Source organism: Micromonospora sp. R311 (assembly GCF_056780015.1).
Genome location: NZ_JBSWCE010000038.1, coordinates 56,046 through 73,044, shown reverse-complemented (window position 1 = coordinate 73,044; position 16,999 = coordinate 56,046). Strand labels below are relative to the sequence as shown.

The window sequence follows — 16,999 nt, the reverse complement described above, 5'->3', positions numbered from 1 at the left end:
CTGCCTCTCGCGACCCGCCGACCAGCGCATTCCGCCTCGCAGGACCTCCAGGCCCGCCGAATTACGTCGAACCCGGGCTCGTCGGGCAGTCGCAGACCGTCCGGCCTCCCCTGACGGGGACAAGGTGGAGCGCCCTACCGGACGAACGACCTTGGCCCCGTCCGGGGAGGCTGGTAGCCCTTGTGGTGCCCGGCGAGGTGATCTGCGGCGGCATCTCTGAGGAGGGTCGGGGTTCGGGGCGGAGCCCCGAGGTCTTCAAAGGCTTGGTCGTCCGAAGCGTGGCCGGCCGGCCCGGCCGATGCCGGCCGGAGGTCGCCAGCAGGCCGGGGCCGGGCCGGCGCGGCCCGCTTGCGGGCCGCCTTGATCCCTTAAGAGGTCAATTCGGCAGTGCGCTGGAACGCTGGGGCAGCGACTCAGGGAGTGGCAGCCGACTCACGACGAACCACTCGTACATCTGCCGGTCGCGGTGCATCTCGATCACGTCGACGTGGCGGATCCGTACCGTGGCGTGCTCGGGCGTGATGTGCTCGACGGCGCGGATGTACGGCTCGGCTGGTCCATCTGCGGTCAGGTAGGCGATGCTGACGTGTGGCCGGTATCGGTGGTGGTCTTCGGGGACCTGGTCCTCACCGAGGACGCGGCCGATGGCCGTCCGGGTGGCGGCGCGCATCTGCTGGACGGGCTCGGCGGGCGTCGCCGGCATGACGATCGCTTCGTCCGCCACGACAATCTCACCGAATCTGACATCGACTGCGGGTAGTCGGGCGAGCTGTGCGCCGGTCTCCTTGATGATGGCGGCCAACGTCTCGTCCGTCGTCTCGTCGGCGAACCCGATGCCCTGCATGGTTAGGTGCAGCCACTCGTTTGGGATGAGGGTCACGGGCGGCGCGACGTTCAATGCCGACCGGTACGTGTCAGCCAGGCGGTAGAGGTCCGGCTGATCTTCAAAGGTGACGTGGAACGCGTAGAAGCGGCGGCCCACCCGCCATCCGGGCCGCCACCACCAGTGGTCGTGGACCTGGTCGGCGTGCTGTCCCGGAGCAAGGTCAGCTAGTGCCATCGCTTCTCCTATCAGACCTCGGACGGGGCTTCCGGCTCAGTCGCCGTCGGCTCTACGTCGTACTCGTCGATGACCATGATTCGGTCGGCGGGCCAAACTGACTCGGACACCTCCAGGATGGTGCCGTCTTCGGCTCGGGCGACGTGGATGACGTGCATGACCGGCGCGCCCATGGGCAGGCTGAGGGCAGTTGCCTCTTCGGCCGTTGGGAGCCGTGCAACCCACTGGTCGCGCGCCGTGGTGTAGCGCTTGCCGCTCAGGTCCTCGATGCAGAGGAACAGGCCCTTGGGCACGACGGTCGGCTCTTCCAGGAAGGTGCCGCCGGCAATCTCCATGGGGATATAGCTGGCACCTATCTCCTCGGGCCTACCGGTCTCTCGGTCGAAGAGGTGGCGGCGCCTGATGACCACCTCGCTGCCGGGCTCTGCACCCATCACCTCTGCGATGTGTGCGGGCAACGGTGCTCGCCCGGCGTACGCGATCTCGTGCCGGAGGTGGGACGTGAGTAACTGCTGGTCCTTGCGGGCTCGGCCGTAGCGGTCGCGGGAGCGGCGTTGCAGCCGCCGGCTCTCCCGGACGAAGGTGCCGACGCCGTGGCGGGACTCGATGAGTCCTTCGGCGCGGAGGACGCCGATGGCGTTGCGAAGGGTGATCGGGCTGACCCGGAAGCGCTCTGCGAGCGCCGTTTCGGCCGGGAGCCGGTTTTCGGGCTTGAACTTGCCCTCGCGCACTTCCCTGCGTAGCTGGGCCGCGATTTGCAAGTACTTGGGCGCTTTAGCGCCGAGATCGTCAGTCATGCCTGCCCCGTTCTGGGCCTGTCCTATGGAGGTCTACCCCTCTTGACCACCGTACCGCTGGTCGGTGTTCGTCATCTGAAACAGTCAGTCCTATAGAGGAGTCGAGGTCTAGCCTCTCTGTCCCCTACGGTCCTCTATAGGTCTCAATGACCGAGCCAAGTCCGGGAAGTGCCCGGCGGCGAGATGGAGGCAGGGGCAATGGCAGTCCCGAACACGATCAAAGTTCCCGTTCCGTTCGACTACGTCTTCCCGCACGGCGCGCTGTGCCTGGGTGTGGAGCCGATGACGGACTTCGACAAGCGGGGGCAGGGCGACGACCAGGCCCGCGACAAGGACACCGGCGAGCGGCTGTGGGTGGTCAAGGTGCTGGACCTGGACCCGGAGGCCGGCAAGTTCGGCGGGTCGAAGGAAGTGAAGGTGAAGATCGCCGCCCCGGTCCAGCCGGTGCCGCCGGCGTCGAAGATCCCCGGCTATCCGCCGACGGTGGAGTTCACCGACGTGACCCTCACCCCGTACGTCGACTCGCAGCGGTGCAAGGGCTCGGGGAAGTGCCGGGCCCGTCAGGCGTGGTCGATCCGCGCCGGGGCCATGACCGAAGCCGTCGTGAAGCAGGCGGCCTGACCAAACCTGGACGCGCGGGGCGGGCTTCCTCCGCCAAGACGACTCCCGCCCCGCGTCTCCCCGGAATCTCCTCGGAAGGAGTGGGTTGATGCCCACGCTAGCTGACGCTGCCCGCATCGCCGGGAACCCGCGCCCCGCACCACTACGCAAGACTCATCGCCGCACGGTCATGCGGCTAGCCGCACCGGGTATCCGGGCTGCTCGCGAGGTCTACACCGCGATTCCCGCCGACGCCGTCCGGGTGGCTGCGCTGGTGGAGATTTCCGCCGCCGCCGCTGCCCTGGCGCGGACGGTGGTGAAGCTGCGGCACCTCGATCCGGACCTGATCGCCCCGCACGTCTCCGACCGGGTCGACCTGCGCGCGGTGCTCGGTCGTGGCCGGTGGCTGCCGACCATGACCCGCCACGTCCCCGCTCCGCAGACGGGACCGGTCGACTTGGCCGCGCTCGTCCCGGCCCGCCCGACCGTGCGTCGTCGGGTCGTGCGCCGCCGTCCGGGTGCGCCGGGGCAGGGCTCCCTGTTCGCCGCAACGGTCGGGGAGGGCTGACGGATGCCGCTTGTCAATGTGATCCGGGGTGACAGGATCGACCCCGCCCCGATCAACGTCCGCACGCCGTTCGTCCGCATCCCGCTCTGGCTGGCCCTGTCCTGGTGGACATTGAAGGCGCTCGGCCGGCTGGTCCTGGTCCTCGTCCGCTAATGGGAGTCGAACCGGCCCGTTGTGATAGATGGGTTAGGTCCGAGCCGCCAGGGGTCGAGCACTGCTGTCCGCAGGCCTTCGAGGTCTACCAAAAGATCGTGCCGCCTCTGGTTGGTGAGGGGGCGAGACGACTGGTGGGATGGCGTGCCGTCGGGTCTTGATTGAGCACTGATCCATTAGCGCGTGCGCGGTCCTCCTCACGGTATTCGGGCATGACCGGCGCCGGCGCCATGGGGAGGGAGACTGCGGTGCTGTTCATCGGTGACGACTGGGCCGAGGCCCACCACGACGTGGAAGTGCAGGATGAGAGGGGTCGGCGACTGGCCCGCCGGCGGCTGCCTGAAGGGGTGGCCGGGATGGCCGCGTTGCACGCACTGGTCGCCGATCACCTCGGCGAAGAGGAGCCGGCCGCGGTGGTGGTCGGGATCGAGACCGACCGGGGGCCGTGGGTCCAGGCGCTGCTCGCGGCCGGCTATCAGGTGTATGCGGTCAATCCCCTGTCGGTGGCCCGTTACCGCGAGCGGCATGTCACGTCGGGGGCGAAAAGCGATGCCGGGGACGCGAAGGTCCTGGCCGACCTGGTGCGCACCGACCGGCAGCACCACCGCCCGATCGCCGGGGACAGCGCGCTGGCCGAGGCGGTGAAAGTCCTGGCCCGGGCGCATCAGAATCTGATTTGGTCGCGGCAGCGGCAGGCCAATGCATTGCGTTCGACGTTGCGGGAGTTCTACCCCGCCGCACTGGCCGCGTTCGGCGAGGTGGCCGGCCGTGATGCCTTGGCGGTGCTGGAACTTGCCCCGACGCCAGCGCGTGGCCGGGCGCTGTCCCAGGCAAAGATTGCCTCGGCGTTGCGCCGCGCCGGACGGCATCGCAACATCGACACCCGCGCGGGAACCATCCAGACCGCGCTGCGCGGTGAACAGCTGTCCGCGCTGCCGGCGGTGGAGGTCGCGTTCGGGCACACCGTGTCGGCCTTGGTGCGGGTACTGGCGGAACTGTCCCGACAGATCGAGGCCCTCGAAGGCGAGTTGGTCGCCCATTTTGACCGGCACCCGGACGCCGGGATCCTGCGCTCCCAGCCGGGGCTGGGAGCAGTTCTCGCCGCCCGGGTGCTCGCCGAGTTCGGTGACGACCCGGCCCGCTTCACCGACGCCAAAGCCCGCCGCAACTACGCCGGAACCAGCCCGATCACCCGCGCCTCCGGCACCCGCCGGGCCGTGCTCGCCCGAGTGGCCTGCAACAAACGTCTCCGCGACGCGCTCTACCTGCAGGCCTTCACCGCACTCACCAAGTCCCCCGGCGCCCGCGCCTACTACGACGCCCGCCGCGCCCGCGGGGCTACCCACCACCAGGCCCTGCGCGCCCTGGCCAACCGGCTCGTCGGCATCCTCCACGGCTGCCTACGCCATCACCGCCCATACGCCGAAACCATCGCCTGGTCGTCAACCGACCAGCCAGAACTGGCCGCCGCTTGACGAGTTACGGGCGTGGGATGTCTTCTGGTACGTCACCGCCCCGGCAATGTTCTTCACGTGGCTCTACCTGCGCTACGGCTGGGCTGGCCCGGTCGGCGTCGTCGCCGCCGTCGTCGCCGTGTCGACCGGCTGGGGTTTCGGGCACCGGCCATCGTGGCTGCGGTTCGCGTGGTGGCCGGCCCTGGCCCGCTACCGGCGGTGGCTGTACCGGCGGAACTGGCACGCCGCGATGGTCACGGCCAAACTCGCCGTCTCCTTCGACGCCCACACCGTCCTACCCGTCCTGCGCCGCGTCCGGTGCGCCGCCGGGGTGGATGTAGTGACGGTGCGGATGGTCACGGGGCAGATCCCCGACGACTTCGCCCGCGTCGCGGAACGCTTGGCGCACACGTTCGGTGTCCGCCAGGTCAAGGCCGTTCCCGGCCCGCGTCCGGAGTTGGTGCTACTGCACCTGTTCCGCGGTGACCCCCTCGCCAAGGTGGTCCGGCCGCTGCCCGTGCCGGCCGTTCCGGAGTTCACCGCCCTGCCGGTCGGTCGGCAGGAAGACGGCGACGGCTACCCGCTCCGGTTGTTCGGCACGCAAGTCCTGGTCGTGGGCGCCACCGGCGCGGGGAAGGGCTCGGTCATCTGGTCCGTGGTCCGCTCCCTGGCCGCTGGGGTCACCTCGGGTCTGGTGCAGCTCTGGGGCCTCGATCCCAAGGGTGGGATGGAGCTGGGGATCGGTGCGCCGATGTTCGCCCGGTTCGCCTGCAAGGACTACCCCGCCATGTGCGAACTCATAGAGGAAGCCGCTGGTGTGGCGCGGGAGCGCGCGGGGAAGCTGCGCGGCCGGACCCGCCAGCACATCCCGACCGTGGATGAGCCGCTGATCGTCCTCGTGATTGACGAGCTGGCGAACCTGACCGCGTACCTGACCGACCGGCAGCTCAAGGACCGGATCAAGGCCGCGTTGTCGATCCTGCTGTCGCAGGGTCGGGCGGTGGGCGTGCACGTGGTGGCCGCGATTCAGGACCCGCGCAAGGAAGTCCTGCCGTTCCGCGACCTGTTCCCGACCCGCATCGGCCTGCGACTGGCCGAGGCCGCGCAGGTGGACCTGGTGCTCGGCGACGGGATGCGCGACCGGGGCGCGCTGTGCGACCGCATCCCACAGTCCCTGCCGGGCGTGGGCTTCGTGGTCATCGACGGCGATCCGACACCGATGCGGGTGCGGTTCTCCTACCTCAGCGATGACGAGATCCGCGACATGGCGCAGACGTACGGCCGGCTGCGGGTTATCGACGGTGAAGTCCTGGACGGTGCGGCATGAAGCCCCATCCGACCAGCATGCGCGCGGAGCGGGTGGAGGGCCTGGTCCTGGTCGCCATCCTGCTCACCGTCGCCGGCTTCGCCGGGGCCGCCTCGTTCACCCACGTCAAAGACTGGACGCTCGACAACTCCCCGGCCGGCACGGGCGAGTGGTTCGGCTGGGCCAACGCCGTCATCTCCGAACTGGTGCCCGTCGCCGCCCTGCTCACGATTCGGCGTCGACGCCGCTCGGGCGGGCCGATCGGCTACCCGATGTTCCTCCTGGTCGCCGCCGTCACCCTGTCCCTGGCCGCGCAGCTCGCCGTGGCCAAGCCCGGCCTGTCCGGCTGGCTCCTGTCCGCCGTGCCGGCGCTGGCCTTCATCGGCCTGTCCAAGCTGATCCTCACCACCGCACCCACCCCGGCACCCGCCGACGAACCACCGGCCACCCCGGCTGCTCTCGCCGCTGTCTCGCCGGCCACGCCGGTCCGGCCGACGCCGCCGTCCAATGCGCCGGCTACTCCGGAACCGGTCGCCTTGGTCCCGGTCGAGCCGGCCCGCTCGGCCCCGGTCGCCCCGGTGCCCCCTGCTGCTCTCGCTCGCCGTAACGGCACTCCGCTGACTCGGGAGGTCACCCGATGACGGACCACCTGCTCTCGGGCCTGTTCCTGGTCGCCGGCCTATGGGTCTTCGCCTGGGATCAGTACCGGCTCTCTGTCGTCCGCTACGAACTCGCCGCCCTTCAACGGGCCTCCCTCCGGGACCCGCTGACCGGCCTTGCCAACCGCGCCGGCCTCGCCCAGGCGTGGACGCAGCTCGCCCAACACCGGCCCTGGGTCGCGGTGGTCGACCTGGACGGCTTCAAGCCGGTCAACGACACCCACGGCCACGCCGCCGGGGACCAGGTGCTCACCGCCGTCGCCCACCGGCTCCGGTCGGTGCACGGTGTGGCGGCCCGGCTCGGTGGTGACGAGTTCGCCGCGCTCCTGCTCGACCGCGACCCGGCGGCCGCCGCGCGCCAGCTGGCCGCCGCGATCGCCGTGCCCGTCCGCCTGCCCTCCGGCGTCGTGGTGTCGGTGACCGCCAGCATCGGCCTCGCCCCCGCCCGCCCCGACCTGGCCGCCGCCCTCGCTGACGCCGACGCGGCGATGTACCGGGCCAAAACCACCCGCACCGGCGTGGCCGTGTTCGACCCGCACCGCGACGACCACACCACCCCGGCCGTCGACCGACGCCCGGTGGTCCGGGTTCGTGACCTGGTTGCGGAGGTGGGCCGATGACGGCTCTGATCGGCTCAGGTGAGCGGGTGCTCGTCGTCTCTCGGCGGTCGGACGTGCCGCAGGTCCTGGCGGTCGGCTGCGCCGAACTCGGCGAAGTTGCGCCGCGCCATGGTCAGGCTCAGGTTCCGGTTCGGTCCGCCCCGCACGCGGTCGGCGTCGTGGTCGTCCTGCCCGTCGTCCTCCCAGAAACACACCGCGCAGATCTCGTAGCCGCCCCGCTCGCCGAGGGTCAGGTAGCCGCAGCACGGGCAGGCATACGGGCCTTCACCCTGACGGAAGACGTTGACGAACGGTCCCTCCACGACCGGAATGCTGCCACCACCGGCGCGGAGGTGAGCCGATGACCCTCACCCCGACGCTGCCCGGCCTCGACCCCACCACCCAGGGGCCGCGGCCGGACTCGCGGGCCGCCCGGATGCTCATGCCCCGCTCTGTCGATGTCGTCAAGGACCTGGCCGCCGACTACGGCGTCTGCACCCGCCCGGTGAGCCTGCGCCGCACCGACCTGGACAGCGGGCAGACCGAAGTCATTGACCTGCCGTGCGGCGCCACCCAAGAGACCAAGTGCCCCGCCTGCGCCACCCGCGCCCGCCGGCTGCGGCAGCAGCAGATCCGGGAGGGCTGGCACCGCGACGACGAACCCGACCCCGGCCCCCAACCGGCCACCGAAGCGCAGCGGGCGCTGATCGTTGCTCGGGCGCATCTCGAGTTCGCTCGTGATGAAGCGGTCCGGGCCGCGCAGTGGGATCAGGTGGCTGACCTGGACGATGCCATCGGCGAGCTGGACGCCCAGATCACCACCGGACTCCGGGGCCGGCCGGCTCCCCCGCACGCCACCGGCGACCAGGAGGCGGGCGACGGGAAGCGGCGGGTGCGGTCGACCAAGCGCCGGCAGGACGCCCCCGACCTGCCCCGGCTGCCCGTCGAGAACCGGACCGTGGGCCGCACCTATGAGGGCCGCGACGGTTCCGTGTTTCGGCCGTCGATGTTCCTGACCCTCACGCTCGGCTCATACGGGCGGGTGTACTCGGACGGGACGCCGGTCGACCCGGACGCCTACGACTACCGGCGCGCGGCCTGGGACGCGGTGCACTTTCCTCGGCTGTTGGATCGGTTCTGGCAGAACCTGCGCCGCGCGGTCGGCTGGAACGTCCAGTACGCCGGAGCCGTCGAGCCTCAGCGCCGCCTCGCCCCACACGCGCACTTCGCCATCCGGGGCACCATCCCCCGCGCGCTGATCCGGCAGGTGGCCGCCGCCACCTACCACCAGGTGTGGTGGCCCTCGGTCGACCACCGTGTCTACGAGCCCGGTCAGGCACCGGAGTGGAACGCCGACGCGGGCGGCTACGTTGACCCGGCCACGGGCCGGCTGCTGCCGTCGTGGGATGACGCCCTGGACCTGGTCGACGTCGACCGCGACGCGCAACCCGTGCACGTCGTCCGCTTCGGTGTCCAGGTTGACGCCAAGGGTGTGCTCGCCGGAAGCAAGGACGCGGACCGGTGCGTCGGCTACATCACCAAGTACCTGACCAAGCAGGCCGCCGACTGCCACGACGTCACCACCGGCCGCCAGCGGGCGCATCTGGACCGGCTCTGGTTGGAGCTGCGGCATACGCCGTGTTCGGAGCGGTGCGCGAACTGGCTGCTCTACGGGGTGCAGCCCAAGAAGGCGCGGCCTGGGCTCAAGCCGGGGAACTGCAAGAACAAGGTCCACAAGCGGGACACCCTCGGCATCGGCGGCCGACGCGTCCTCATCTCCCGCCAGTGGTCCGGCAAGACCCTCGCTGACCACCGCGCCGACCGGCGCGAGTGGGTCAAGGCCCTCCTCGGCGTCACCACCGACGCGGCTGCGGCTCCGGCCGGCGGCGAGCAGCGCCACGCCTGGGAACTGGCCCAGCCCACCGACCCGGATGTGCCGCCCCTCGGGCACCGGGTCCTGCGGGCGATCTCCGAACGCATCCAATGGCGCGCCCAGCTCGACGCCGCCAGACGCACCACCGACCCGCCCGATGTTTCGGCAGTCAGCTCGGCCCAGTCGGTAAAGCAGGAAGGGGAGGAAGCATGAGCGAGCGTAAGAGCGTTCGCCCGGCTGAGGCCGCCGCGCTGCTGGGCGTGTGCCGGGACACGGTGTATGTGCTGATGCGGTCGGGTCGGCTGCGGTCGATCAAGGCGGGTCGTGCCCGGCTCATTCCGCTGTCGGCGATCGATGAGTTCCTTTCGGCAACTGAGGAGTTCGTGGCATGACGGGCCGGCGGCGTCGTGCGCATGGTGAGGGCTCGGTGTACGAGCAGCGGCCGGGGGTCTGGGCGGCGGTGATCGATCTGGGCTGGATCGACGGGAAGCGGAAGCGGAAGTACGTCTACGCCAAGAGCGAGGCTGAGGCGGTCCGGAAGCGCGACGAGCTGCGCCGGCAACTCCAGCTCGGCGTGGACCTCACGGCGCAGCCTCGGACGGTGGAAGCGTGGTTGACGGAGTGGCTGCGAAATGTGAAGGCGCACGACGGGACCCGGCCCTCCACGCTGGCTCGCTACCGCTTGGCGGTGAGCAAGCACCTGGTGCCGGGGCTGGGTCGGGTGAAGCTCGATCGGTTGACGCCTCGGGATGTGCAGCGGTTCCTGACCGGGCTTCGGGGCAAGCTGGCACCGGCCAGCATCATCAAGGTGCACGCGGTCCTACGCGTTGCCCTGGCCGACGCTGAGCGGATGGACCTGGTGCCGCGCAACGTCGCCAAGTCGGCCAAGCCGCCGGCTCTCGGCCGGTCCGAGCGACGGGCGCTCACTCCTGAGGAGGCGAAGAGTCTGCTGTCGGCGCTCACGGGCGACCGGCTGGAGCCGCTGTTCGTGCTGGCGCTGGCGACCGGGCTGCGGCGGGCTGAGCTGCTGGGCCTGCGGTGGTCGGATGTCGACCTGCCGGGGCGAGCGCTGTTCGTTCGGCAAACGCTACAGCGGACCGACAAGGGCCTGGCGTTCGTACCGCCGAAAACGCACCGGTCAAGTCGGCCGATCCCGCTGTCCGCGCTGGCCGTTCGGGCGTTGAACGCGCAGCGGGTGCGCCAGGCGAAGGAGCGGCTTGCCGCTGGCGAGGTGTGGTCGGATCTGGGCCTGGTCTTCGCCAGCACGATCGGCACGCCGATGGAGCCGCGGAACGTCAACCGGCGCTTTGAGCAGCTCCGCGTGGCGGCCGGCCTGGACTGGCTGCACCTGCACGACCTGCGGCACGCGTTCGCCACGTTCCTACTCGACCAGGGCGAGGAGCTGCGGACGGTGATGGAGCTGCTCGGGCACTCCACAATCCGGATGACGGCCGACACCTACGGGCACGTCCTGCCGGCGCGGGCTCGTCAGGCTGCCTCGGCCATCGATCGGGTGCTGGGCGAGGAGGGGACGGCGTGACCGCTTGGCTGTACGGATGGCTGTACTCGGGGCCGAGATCAACCAAGGAAAGTGCTGGTGGAGCCCAGGGGACTCGAACCCCTAACCCCTGCCTTGCAAAGGCAGTGCTCTGCCAGTTGAGCTAGGGCCCCGCGGGCGGGCGGTGCCGCCTGGTGCTGGCAGTGACGAGCGGGATCAGCGCAGGTCGGGGGCGGTGGTCGCCTCGTGCCAGAGCGCGCGCTCGTCGTTGGAAGCCTTGACCTTCTTGGCCACGACGGCGGCCACACCGACGACGCCGGCCAGAATCAGAAGCTTCTTGAACATGGGGCTACCCCTCGCGCTCGACTGCCGTCGGACGGTGTGCGGTGGGGCTAGCTGGAATCGAACCAGCGACCTCAGAGTTATCAGCTCTGCGCTCTAACCGACTGAGCTATAGCCCCGCGTAGCGACGAGCAAGGTTAACCCATCGGCCCAGCCGGCCCCAAATCGGGGCCCTGGGCCGTGCGGCACGCTCCCGTCGCCCTGTCGAACGTACCGGAGTGCGGGACGCCGGAGCGACCGCTTTCGCGGTGCCCCGGCGTCCCGGTCGTCGTTCAGTCCCGCTCGGCGAGGGTCAGCTCGATCCCGCCGACCAGGTCGGCGCAGACGTTGTAGACGAACGCCCCGAGCGTGGCGAGCGCCGTGAACAGCACGACGTTGACCAGGCCGATCAGCGCCGAGCTGAGGATCACACCCTTGGCGGTGATCTGGAAGCCGCTGGCGCTCTGCCCGCCGCCGGCGTTGACCAGGTCGGTGAGGCTGTCGTTGACGCTGGCGAACACGCCCATCGCGTCCAGCGCCAGGTAGAGCACCGAGGTGGCGACCACCACCACGATGAAGAGCACCACGGACACGGCGAAGGCGAACTTCATCACGGACCAGGGGTCGATCCGCTTGAGGTTCAGCCGGGCCCGGCGCGGCCCGCGCGAGGCGGCCGAGCTGACCGACGTACGCGCGGCGCGTACCGCGTCACCCACGCGCGCGGCCCCGACGGCGGCCGCGCCGCTGATGCCCGGCGGCAGCCCGCCGCCGTTGGGCCGACCGCTGCCGCCCGGGCGGCCACCGTCCGGTTGCGGCCTCGCGCCCGGAGTGACCCGCGGCTGGGTTCCGGTGGCGCCGGCCGACTGGCCCGCCCGTACACCGATCGGCTGGGTGGTCGACGGCCGGTTCGCGGCCGCCGCAGCCGCCGCTGTCGGGGCGGGGTTGGGGGTGGTGCCGCCGGAACTCGGCTTCTCCACCGCCACCGTCTCGGTCTTGTCGGCGGGAGCCGCGTCGTCGCTCGGCTTGTCCGGCGGCGGCGTCATCCCGGGAGCCCGGGTGAATTTCGGGGCAGGCGCGTCGGCGGGGACCGTCGCCCGGCCCACGGCCGCGCGGCCGGTCGCTGGTGTGCCGCTCTTGGCGGCCTCCTCGTCGACCGGGTTGGCCGAGGTCCCCGTGTTCCCCGACTTCGCCTGTGTCTCCGTCATTCAACTAGTCCTGTTCGTCAGGCTCGTCGGCATTGCGAGCAATCGCCACGATAGTCACGCCGTCCGGGAGGTCCATCAACTTGACCCCCATTGTGTTCCGGTCACGCGTACGGCGTACAGGCTTCACCGGAGTCCGGATGACACCACCGTTGCTGGTGATGGCGAACAGCTCGTCGTCCGGGTCGATCACCACCGCACCGACCAGACCACCACGACGTTCGGTGATCTTCGCAGTCAGCACGCCCTTACCTCCCCGGCCCTGCACCGGGTATTCCTCGATCGGGGTACGTTTCGCGTACCCACCGTTCGTGGCCACCAAAACGTCCAGGCCCTCCCGGACCACCTCCATGGCCAGCAGCACGTCGTCCTCGCTGAACCGCATGCCGATCACGCCCGAGGTGGCCCGGCCCATCGGCCGCAGCGCCTCGTCGCTGGCGTTGAACCGGATCGCCTGCGCGTTCTTGGAAACCAGCAGCAGGTCCTCGGTCGGGGCGACGAGCGCCGCCCCGACCAGCTCGTCCTCGTCGCGCAGGTTGATCGCGATGATGCCGCCGGAGCGGGGGGAGTCGAACTCCTCGAGTCGCGTCTTCTTCACCAGGCCGTTCTTCGTGGCCAGTACCAGGTAGGGGGCCACCTGGTAGTTCGGAATCTCGATGATCTGCGCGATCTGCTCGTCCGGTTGGAAGGCGAGCAGGTTGGCCACGTGCTGGCCCTTGGCCACCCTACTGGCCTCCGGCAGCTCGTACGCCTTGGCCCGGTAGACCCGGCCCTTGTTGGTGAAGAACAGGATCCAGTCGTGGGTGGAGCAGATGAAGAAGTGGCTGACGATGTCGTCCTGCCGCAGCGAGGCGCCGCTGACCCCCTTGCCGCCGCGCCGCTGCGAGCGGTAGAGGTCGACCTTCGTCCGCTTGGCGTAGCCGGTCCGGGTGATCGTGACCACCACGTCCTCGCGGGCGATGAGGTCCTCCATCGAGACCTCGCCGTCGAACGGCACGATCTGGGTCCGCCGGTCGTCGCCCCACTTGGCGACGATCTCCCCCAGCTCCTCGGAGACGATCCGCCGCTGCCGCTCGGGCTTGGCGAGGATGTCCTTGAGGTCGGCGATCTCGACCTCAAGCTTGGCCAGGTCGTCGAGGATCCGCTGCCGCTCCAGCGCGGCGAGCCGGCGCAGCTGCATGTCCAGGATCGCGGTGGCCTGGATCTCGTCGATCTCCAGCAGCCGGATCAGGCCCTGCCGGGCGTCCTCGACCGTGGGCGAGCGCCGGATCAGGGCGATCACCTCGTCCAGCGCGTCCAGCGCCTTGGCCAGACCGCGCAGGATGTGCGCCCGCTCCTCCGCCTTGCGCAGCCGGAACGCGGTCCGCCGGCGGATCACCTCGATCTGGTGCTCGACGTAGTAGCGGATGAACTGGGCCAGGTTGAGCGTCCGCGGCACCCCGTCGACCAGGGCCAGCATGTTGGCGCCGAAGGTCTCCTGGAGCTGGGTGTGCTTGTAGAGGTTGTTCAGCACCACCTTGGCGACCGCGTCGCGCTTGAGCACGAGCACGATCCGCATGCCGGTACGCCCGGAGGACTCGTCGCGGATGTCGGCGATGCCGCCGAGCTTGCCCTCCTTGATCAGCTCGGCGATCCGCTCGGCCAGGTTGTCCGGGTTGACCTGGTAGGGCAGCTCGCTGACCACCAGTGCGGGGCGACCGCGCTTGTCCTCCTCGACCTCCACCACGGCACGCATCCGGATCGAGCCACGGCCGGTCCGGTAGGCGTCCTGGATGCCGGACTGGCCGACGATCAGGCCGTAGGTGGGGAAGTCGGGGCCCTTGACGATCCCGAGCAGCGCCTCGAGGGTGGTGGCCTCGTCGGCCTCCGGGTTCTCCAGGCACCACTGCACGGCCGCGCCGATCTCACGCAGGTTGTGCGGCGGGATCTTGGTGGCCATGCCGACCGCGATGCCCTCGGAGCCGTTGATCAGCAGGTTGGGGATCCGCGACGGCAGGATGGTGGGCTCCTTGGCCCGGCCGTCGTAGTTGTCCTGGAGGTCGACGGTGTCCTCGTCGATGTCCCGCAGCATCTCCATGGCCAGCGGATCGAGCTTGCACTCGGTGTACCGCATGGCGGCGGCCGGGTCGTTGCCCGGCGAGCCGAAGTTGCCGTTGCCGTCGACCAGCGGGTAGCGCAGCGACCAGGGCTGGGCCATCCGGACCAGGGCGTCGTAGATCGCCGAGTCGCCGTGCGGGTGGAACTGACCCATCACGTCGCCGACCACCCGGGAGCACTTCACGTAGCCGCGGTCCGGCCGGTAGCCGGAGTCGAACATCGCGTAGAGGATCTTGCGGTGGACCGGCTTGAGCCCGTCCCGCACGTCCGGCAGCGCCCGCCCGACGATGACGCTCATCGCGTAGTCGAGGTAGGAGCGCTGCATCTCCACCTCGAGCCCGACCGGTTCGATCCGGTCGTGCGCGACGACGGCACCGATGGTCTCGGGGACCTCGGGCTCGTTCGGTGTGGACTCGGGGGAATCGGTCACTGTTTACCCTTATCAGACTCAGAGTCGTTTTCGTGCTGTGGATAACGGCTGTGGAAACCGGCCAAGCTGTGGATAACTCTGTGGATCGACGGGTCGGCCGGTGGATGCCGGGCCGGCCCGCCGATGGCCATCAGATGTCCAGGAACCGGACGTCCTTGGCGTTGCGCTGGATGAACGATCGGCGCGCCTCGACGTCCTCACCCATCAACACGCTGAACAACTCGTCGGCGGTTGCCGCGTCGTCGAGCGTGACCTGACGAAGCGTACGGGTCGCCGGGTTCATCGTGGTCTCCCACAGCTCCGGGTAGTTCATCTCGCCCAGGCCCTTGAACCGCTGGATGTCGTCCGGCTTGGCGTTCGGCTTCTTCTGCTGGCGCAGCGCGATCAGCCCGTCGCGCTCCCGGTCGGAGTACGCGTACTGCGCGTCGTCGCCCTTCTTGTTCCACTTGATCTTGTAGAGCGGCGGGGCGGCCAGGTAGACGTGCCCCAACTCCACCAGCGGACGCATGAAGCGGAAGAGCAGGGTGAGCAGCAGCGTCTGGATGTGCTGGCCGTCGACGTCCGCGTCGGCCATCAGCACGATCTTGTGGTAGCGCAGTTTCTCGATGTCGAAGTCGTCGTGGATGCCGGTGCCCAGCGCGGTGATCAGCGCCTGGACCTCGTTGTTCTTCAGCACCCGGTCGATCCGGGCCTTCTCCACGTTGAGGATCTTGCCGCGGATCGGCAGGATCGCCTGGGTCCGCGGGTCGCGCCCCTGCTTCGCCGAGCCGCCGGCCGAGTCGCCCTCGACGATGAACACCTCGGACTCGCGCGGGTCGGTGGACTGGCAGTCGGCCAGCTTGCCCGGCATCGAGCCGGACTCCAGCAGCGACTTGCGCCGGGCCAGCTTGCGCGCCTGCTGGGCGGCGATCCGGGCCCGGGCAGCCTGGGACGCCTTCTGGATGATGATCTTCGCTTCGGCCGGGTTCCGGTCGAACCAGTCCACCAGCCACTCGTTGCAGACCCGCTGCACGAAGCTCTTCACCGGGGTGTTGCCGAGCTTGGTCTTGGTCTGGCCCTCGAACTGCGGGTTGGCCAGCTTGACCGAGATGATCGCGGCCAGGCCCTCGCGGATGTCCTCGCCGGAGAGCTTCTCGTCGCCCTTGAGCAGCTTGCGGTCGGTGCCGTAGCGGTTCACCACGCTGGTCAGCGCGGCCCGGAAGCCCTCCTCGTGGGTACCGCCCTCGTGCGTGTTGATGGTGTTGGCGAAGGTGTAGACCGACTCGCCGTACGACTCGTTCCACTGCATGGCGATCTCGACCGACATGCCCTCCTCCTCGGCGCCGAACTCGACCACGGTCTTGTGGATCGGGTTCTTCGAGGCGTTGAGGTGCCGGACGAAGTCGGCGATACCGCCCTTGTAGCAGAAGGTGACCTCGCGGACCTTGCCCTCCTCGCCCTCCGGGACCCGCTCGTCGAGCAGGTGGATGGTGAGGCCGCGGTTGAGGAAGGCCATCTCCTGCAGGCGGCGGTAGATGGTCTGGAAGTCGAAGTCGACGGTCTCGAAGACGGTCGGGTCGGGCCAGAAGGCGACCGCCGAGCCGGTGCGGTCGGTCGACTCACCCTTCTCCAGCGGGGTCGGCTTGGAGTTGGCGTACTGCTGCCGCCACACGAAGCCGGACTTGTGGATCTCCACCGCCATCTTCGTGGAGAGCGCGTTCACCACCGAGACGCCGACGCCGTGCAGACCGCCGGAGACCGCGTACGCCTTGCCGTCGAACTTGCCGCCCGCGTGCAGCACGGTCAGCGCCACCTCGACACCCGGCTTCTTCAGCTTCGGGTGCAGGTCGACCGGGAAACCCCGGCCGTTGTCGGTGACCCGGACCCCGCCGTCGGCGAGCAGCACCACGTCGATGATGTCGCAGTACCCGGCCAGCGCCTCGTCCACCGCGTTGTCGACGACCTCCCACACGAGGTGGTGCAGACCACGCTCGCCGGTCGACCCGATGTACATACCGGGCCGCTTGCGGACCGCCTCCAGACCCTCGAGAACGGTGATCGACTCTGCGCCGTACTCCTGCTTGTCCTGCGCTGCCACCCTCGGCCACTTTCTCGCGCCGTCCGCGCCTGGTGGCGCGTCGGGCGCGGGTTCGGCGGACAGGACGCGACGTCGGCACGCGGACCGGCACCGGGGACAATTCCGGGGTACGGGTCGAACGCGCCGGTCGCCGCGGTTGCCCGCGGATCGCGATCGGCTCAACCCGACGTGGACAATGATCGCGGGCCATACCGGGCCCGTGTCTCGTCGCTCCCCACCGGGTCTTCGTCTCAGCGTCAATCTTACTGTGCGCGGCCGACTAAACCACCACTCGGCACCCCCGCAGGACGGCTGAGAATGCCGTA

The 16,999-nt window shown here is 69.8% G+C and carries 17 protein-coding genes and 2 tRNA genes; 10 read left to right on the top strand and 9 right to left on the bottom strand.

Going from position 1 to position 16,999, the window contains the following annotated elements; all coding sequences use genetic code 11:
• Positions 1–376: 376 nt before the first annotated feature.
• Together AC1WTP_RS27585 and AC1WTP_RS27580 are read right to left on the bottom strand one after the other, a co-directional pair.
• A complete protein-coding gene (locus AC1WTP_RS27585) occupies positions 377–1,060 on the bottom strand; it encodes a 2'-5' RNA ligase family protein (RefSeq protein ID WP_481652163.1) in 684 nt (227 codons plus the stop codon).
• A gap of 11 nt (positions 1,061–1,071) precedes the next feature.
• The gene (locus tag AC1WTP_RS27580; protein WP_481652162.1) at positions 1,072–1,857 is read right to left on the bottom strand and encodes a GntR family transcriptional regulator; all 786 of its coding nucleotides are present in this window, start codon (positions 1,855–1,857) and stop codon (positions 1,072–1,074) included.
• A gap of 198 nt (positions 1,858–2,055) precedes the next feature.
• On the opposite strand from AC1WTP_RS27580, the gene AC1WTP_RS27575 reads away from it, so the two are divergent.
• The 7 genes from AC1WTP_RS27575 to AC1WTP_RS27545 all read left to right on the top strand — a co-directional run bounded on the left by AC1WTP_RS27575 (position 2,056) and on the right by AC1WTP_RS27545 (position 7,217).
• Complete coding sequence (locus tag AC1WTP_RS27575; RefSeq protein WP_481652161.1) at positions 2,056–2,478, top strand: hypothetical protein; 423 nt, start codon at positions 2,056–2,058, stop codon at positions 2,476–2,478.
• A gap of 88 nt (positions 2,479–2,566) precedes the next feature.
• Complete coding sequence (locus AC1WTP_RS27570; RefSeq protein ID WP_481652160.1) at positions 2,567–3,025, top strand: hypothetical protein; 459 nt, start codon at positions 2,567–2,569, stop codon at positions 3,023–3,025.
• 3 nt (positions 3,026–3,028) lie between these two features.
• The gene (locus AC1WTP_RS27565) at positions 3,029–3,178 is read left to right on the top strand and encodes a hypothetical protein (protein WP_481652159.1); all 150 of its coding nucleotides are present in this window, start codon (positions 3,029–3,031) and stop codon (positions 3,176–3,178) included.
• A gap of 248 nt (positions 3,179–3,426) precedes the next feature.
• Complete coding sequence (locus AC1WTP_RS27560; RefSeq protein ID WP_481652158.1) at positions 3,427–4,653, top strand: IS110 family RNA-guided transposase; 1,227 nt, start codon at positions 3,427–3,429, stop codon at positions 4,651–4,653.
• 46 nt (positions 4,654–4,699) lie between these two features.
• On the top strand, positions 4,700–5,959 hold the full coding sequence (locus tag AC1WTP_RS27555; RefSeq protein WP_481652157.1) for an FtsK/SpoIIIE domain-containing protein: 1,260 nt from the start codon (positions 4,700–4,702) through the stop codon (positions 5,957–5,959).
• Positions 5,956–6,579 (top strand): DUF2637 domain-containing protein, encoded by a 624-nt coding sequence (locus AC1WTP_RS27550; RefSeq protein ID WP_481652156.1) that lies wholly within the window; start codon positions 5,956–5,958, stop codon positions 6,577–6,579. The genes AC1WTP_RS27555 and AC1WTP_RS27550 overlap by 4 nt, the downstream gene beginning before the upstream one ends.
• Positions 6,576–7,217 carry a GGDEF domain-containing protein gene (locus AC1WTP_RS27545; RefSeq protein ID WP_481652155.1) on the top strand — a complete coding sequence of 214 codons (642 nt, stop codon included), beginning with the start codon at positions 6,576–6,578 and terminating at the stop codon, positions 7,215–7,217. Before AC1WTP_RS27550 ends, AC1WTP_RS27545 begins: the two co-directional genes overlap by 4 nt.
• Positions 7,218–7,231: 14 nt before the next feature.
• Here the strand turns inward: AC1WTP_RS27545 and AC1WTP_RS27540 are convergent, their stop codons facing one another.
• Entirely contained in the window at positions 7,232–7,519 is a 288-nt protein-coding gene (locus AC1WTP_RS27540) for a CPCC family cysteine-rich protein (protein ID WP_481652154.1), read from the bottom strand.
• Positions 7,520–7,557: 38 nt separating this feature from the next.
• Between AC1WTP_RS27540 and AC1WTP_RS27535 the strand changes: the two genes are divergently transcribed.
• From AC1WTP_RS27535 to AC1WTP_RS27525, 3 genes are read left to right on the top strand one after another with little or no spacing between them, the layout of a single operon-like run.
• Positions 7,558–9,282: a replication initiator gene (locus AC1WTP_RS27535; RefSeq protein ID WP_481652153.1), complete on the top strand. Its 1,725-nt coding sequence runs from the start codon at positions 7,558–7,560 to the stop codon at positions 9,280–9,282.
• Complete coding sequence (locus AC1WTP_RS27530) at positions 9,279–9,461, top strand: helix-turn-helix domain-containing protein (protein ID WP_481652152.1); 183 nt, start codon at positions 9,279–9,281, stop codon at positions 9,459–9,461. Before AC1WTP_RS27535 ends, AC1WTP_RS27530 begins: the two co-directional genes overlap by 4 nt.
• A 35-nt stretch (positions 9,462–9,496) precedes the next feature.
• Positions 9,497–10,609 carry a tyrosine-type recombinase/integrase gene (locus AC1WTP_RS27525; RefSeq protein WP_481652151.1) on the top strand — a complete coding sequence of 371 codons (1,113 nt, stop codon included), beginning with the start codon at positions 9,497–9,499 and terminating at the stop codon, positions 10,607–10,609.
• 55 nt (positions 10,610–10,664) lie between these two features.
• Here AC1WTP_RS27525 and AC1WTP_RS27520 read toward each other — a convergent pair.
• The 6 genes from AC1WTP_RS27520 to gyrB all read right to left on the bottom strand — a co-directional run bounded on the left by AC1WTP_RS27520 (position 10,665) and on the right by gyrB (position 16,694).
• Positions 10,665–10,740: transfer RNA gene (locus AC1WTP_RS27520), tRNA-Ala, on the bottom strand.
• Between the two features lie 43 nt (positions 10,741–10,783).
• Entirely contained in the window at positions 10,784–10,912 is a 129-nt protein-coding gene (locus AC1WTP_RS27515) for a DLW-39 family protein (RefSeq protein ID WP_231928447.1), read from the bottom strand.
• A gap of 42 nt (positions 10,913–10,954) precedes the next feature.
• Positions 10,955–11,028, bottom strand: a tRNA-Ile gene (locus AC1WTP_RS27510).
• Positions 11,029–11,181: 153 nt separating this feature from the next.
• Positions 11,182–12,093, bottom strand: coding sequence for a DUF3566 domain-containing protein (locus tag AC1WTP_RS27505; protein ID WP_481652150.1), 912 nt, complete (start codon positions 12,091–12,093; stop codon positions 11,182–11,184).
• Between the two features lie 4 nt (positions 12,094–12,097).
• Positions 12,098–14,617 carry a DNA gyrase subunit A gene (gyrA, locus tag AC1WTP_RS27500; RefSeq protein ID WP_447139371.1) on the bottom strand — a complete coding sequence of 840 codons (2,520 nt, stop codon included), beginning with the start codon at positions 14,615–14,617 and terminating at the stop codon, positions 12,098–12,100.
• A 130-nt stretch (positions 14,618–14,747) separates the two neighbouring features.
• Positions 14,748–16,694, bottom strand: coding sequence for a DNA topoisomerase (ATP-hydrolyzing) subunit B (gene gyrB / locus AC1WTP_RS27495; protein ID WP_481652149.1), 1,947 nt, complete (start codon positions 16,692–16,694; stop codon positions 14,748–14,750).
• Positions 16,695–16,999 lie beyond the last annotated feature (305 nt).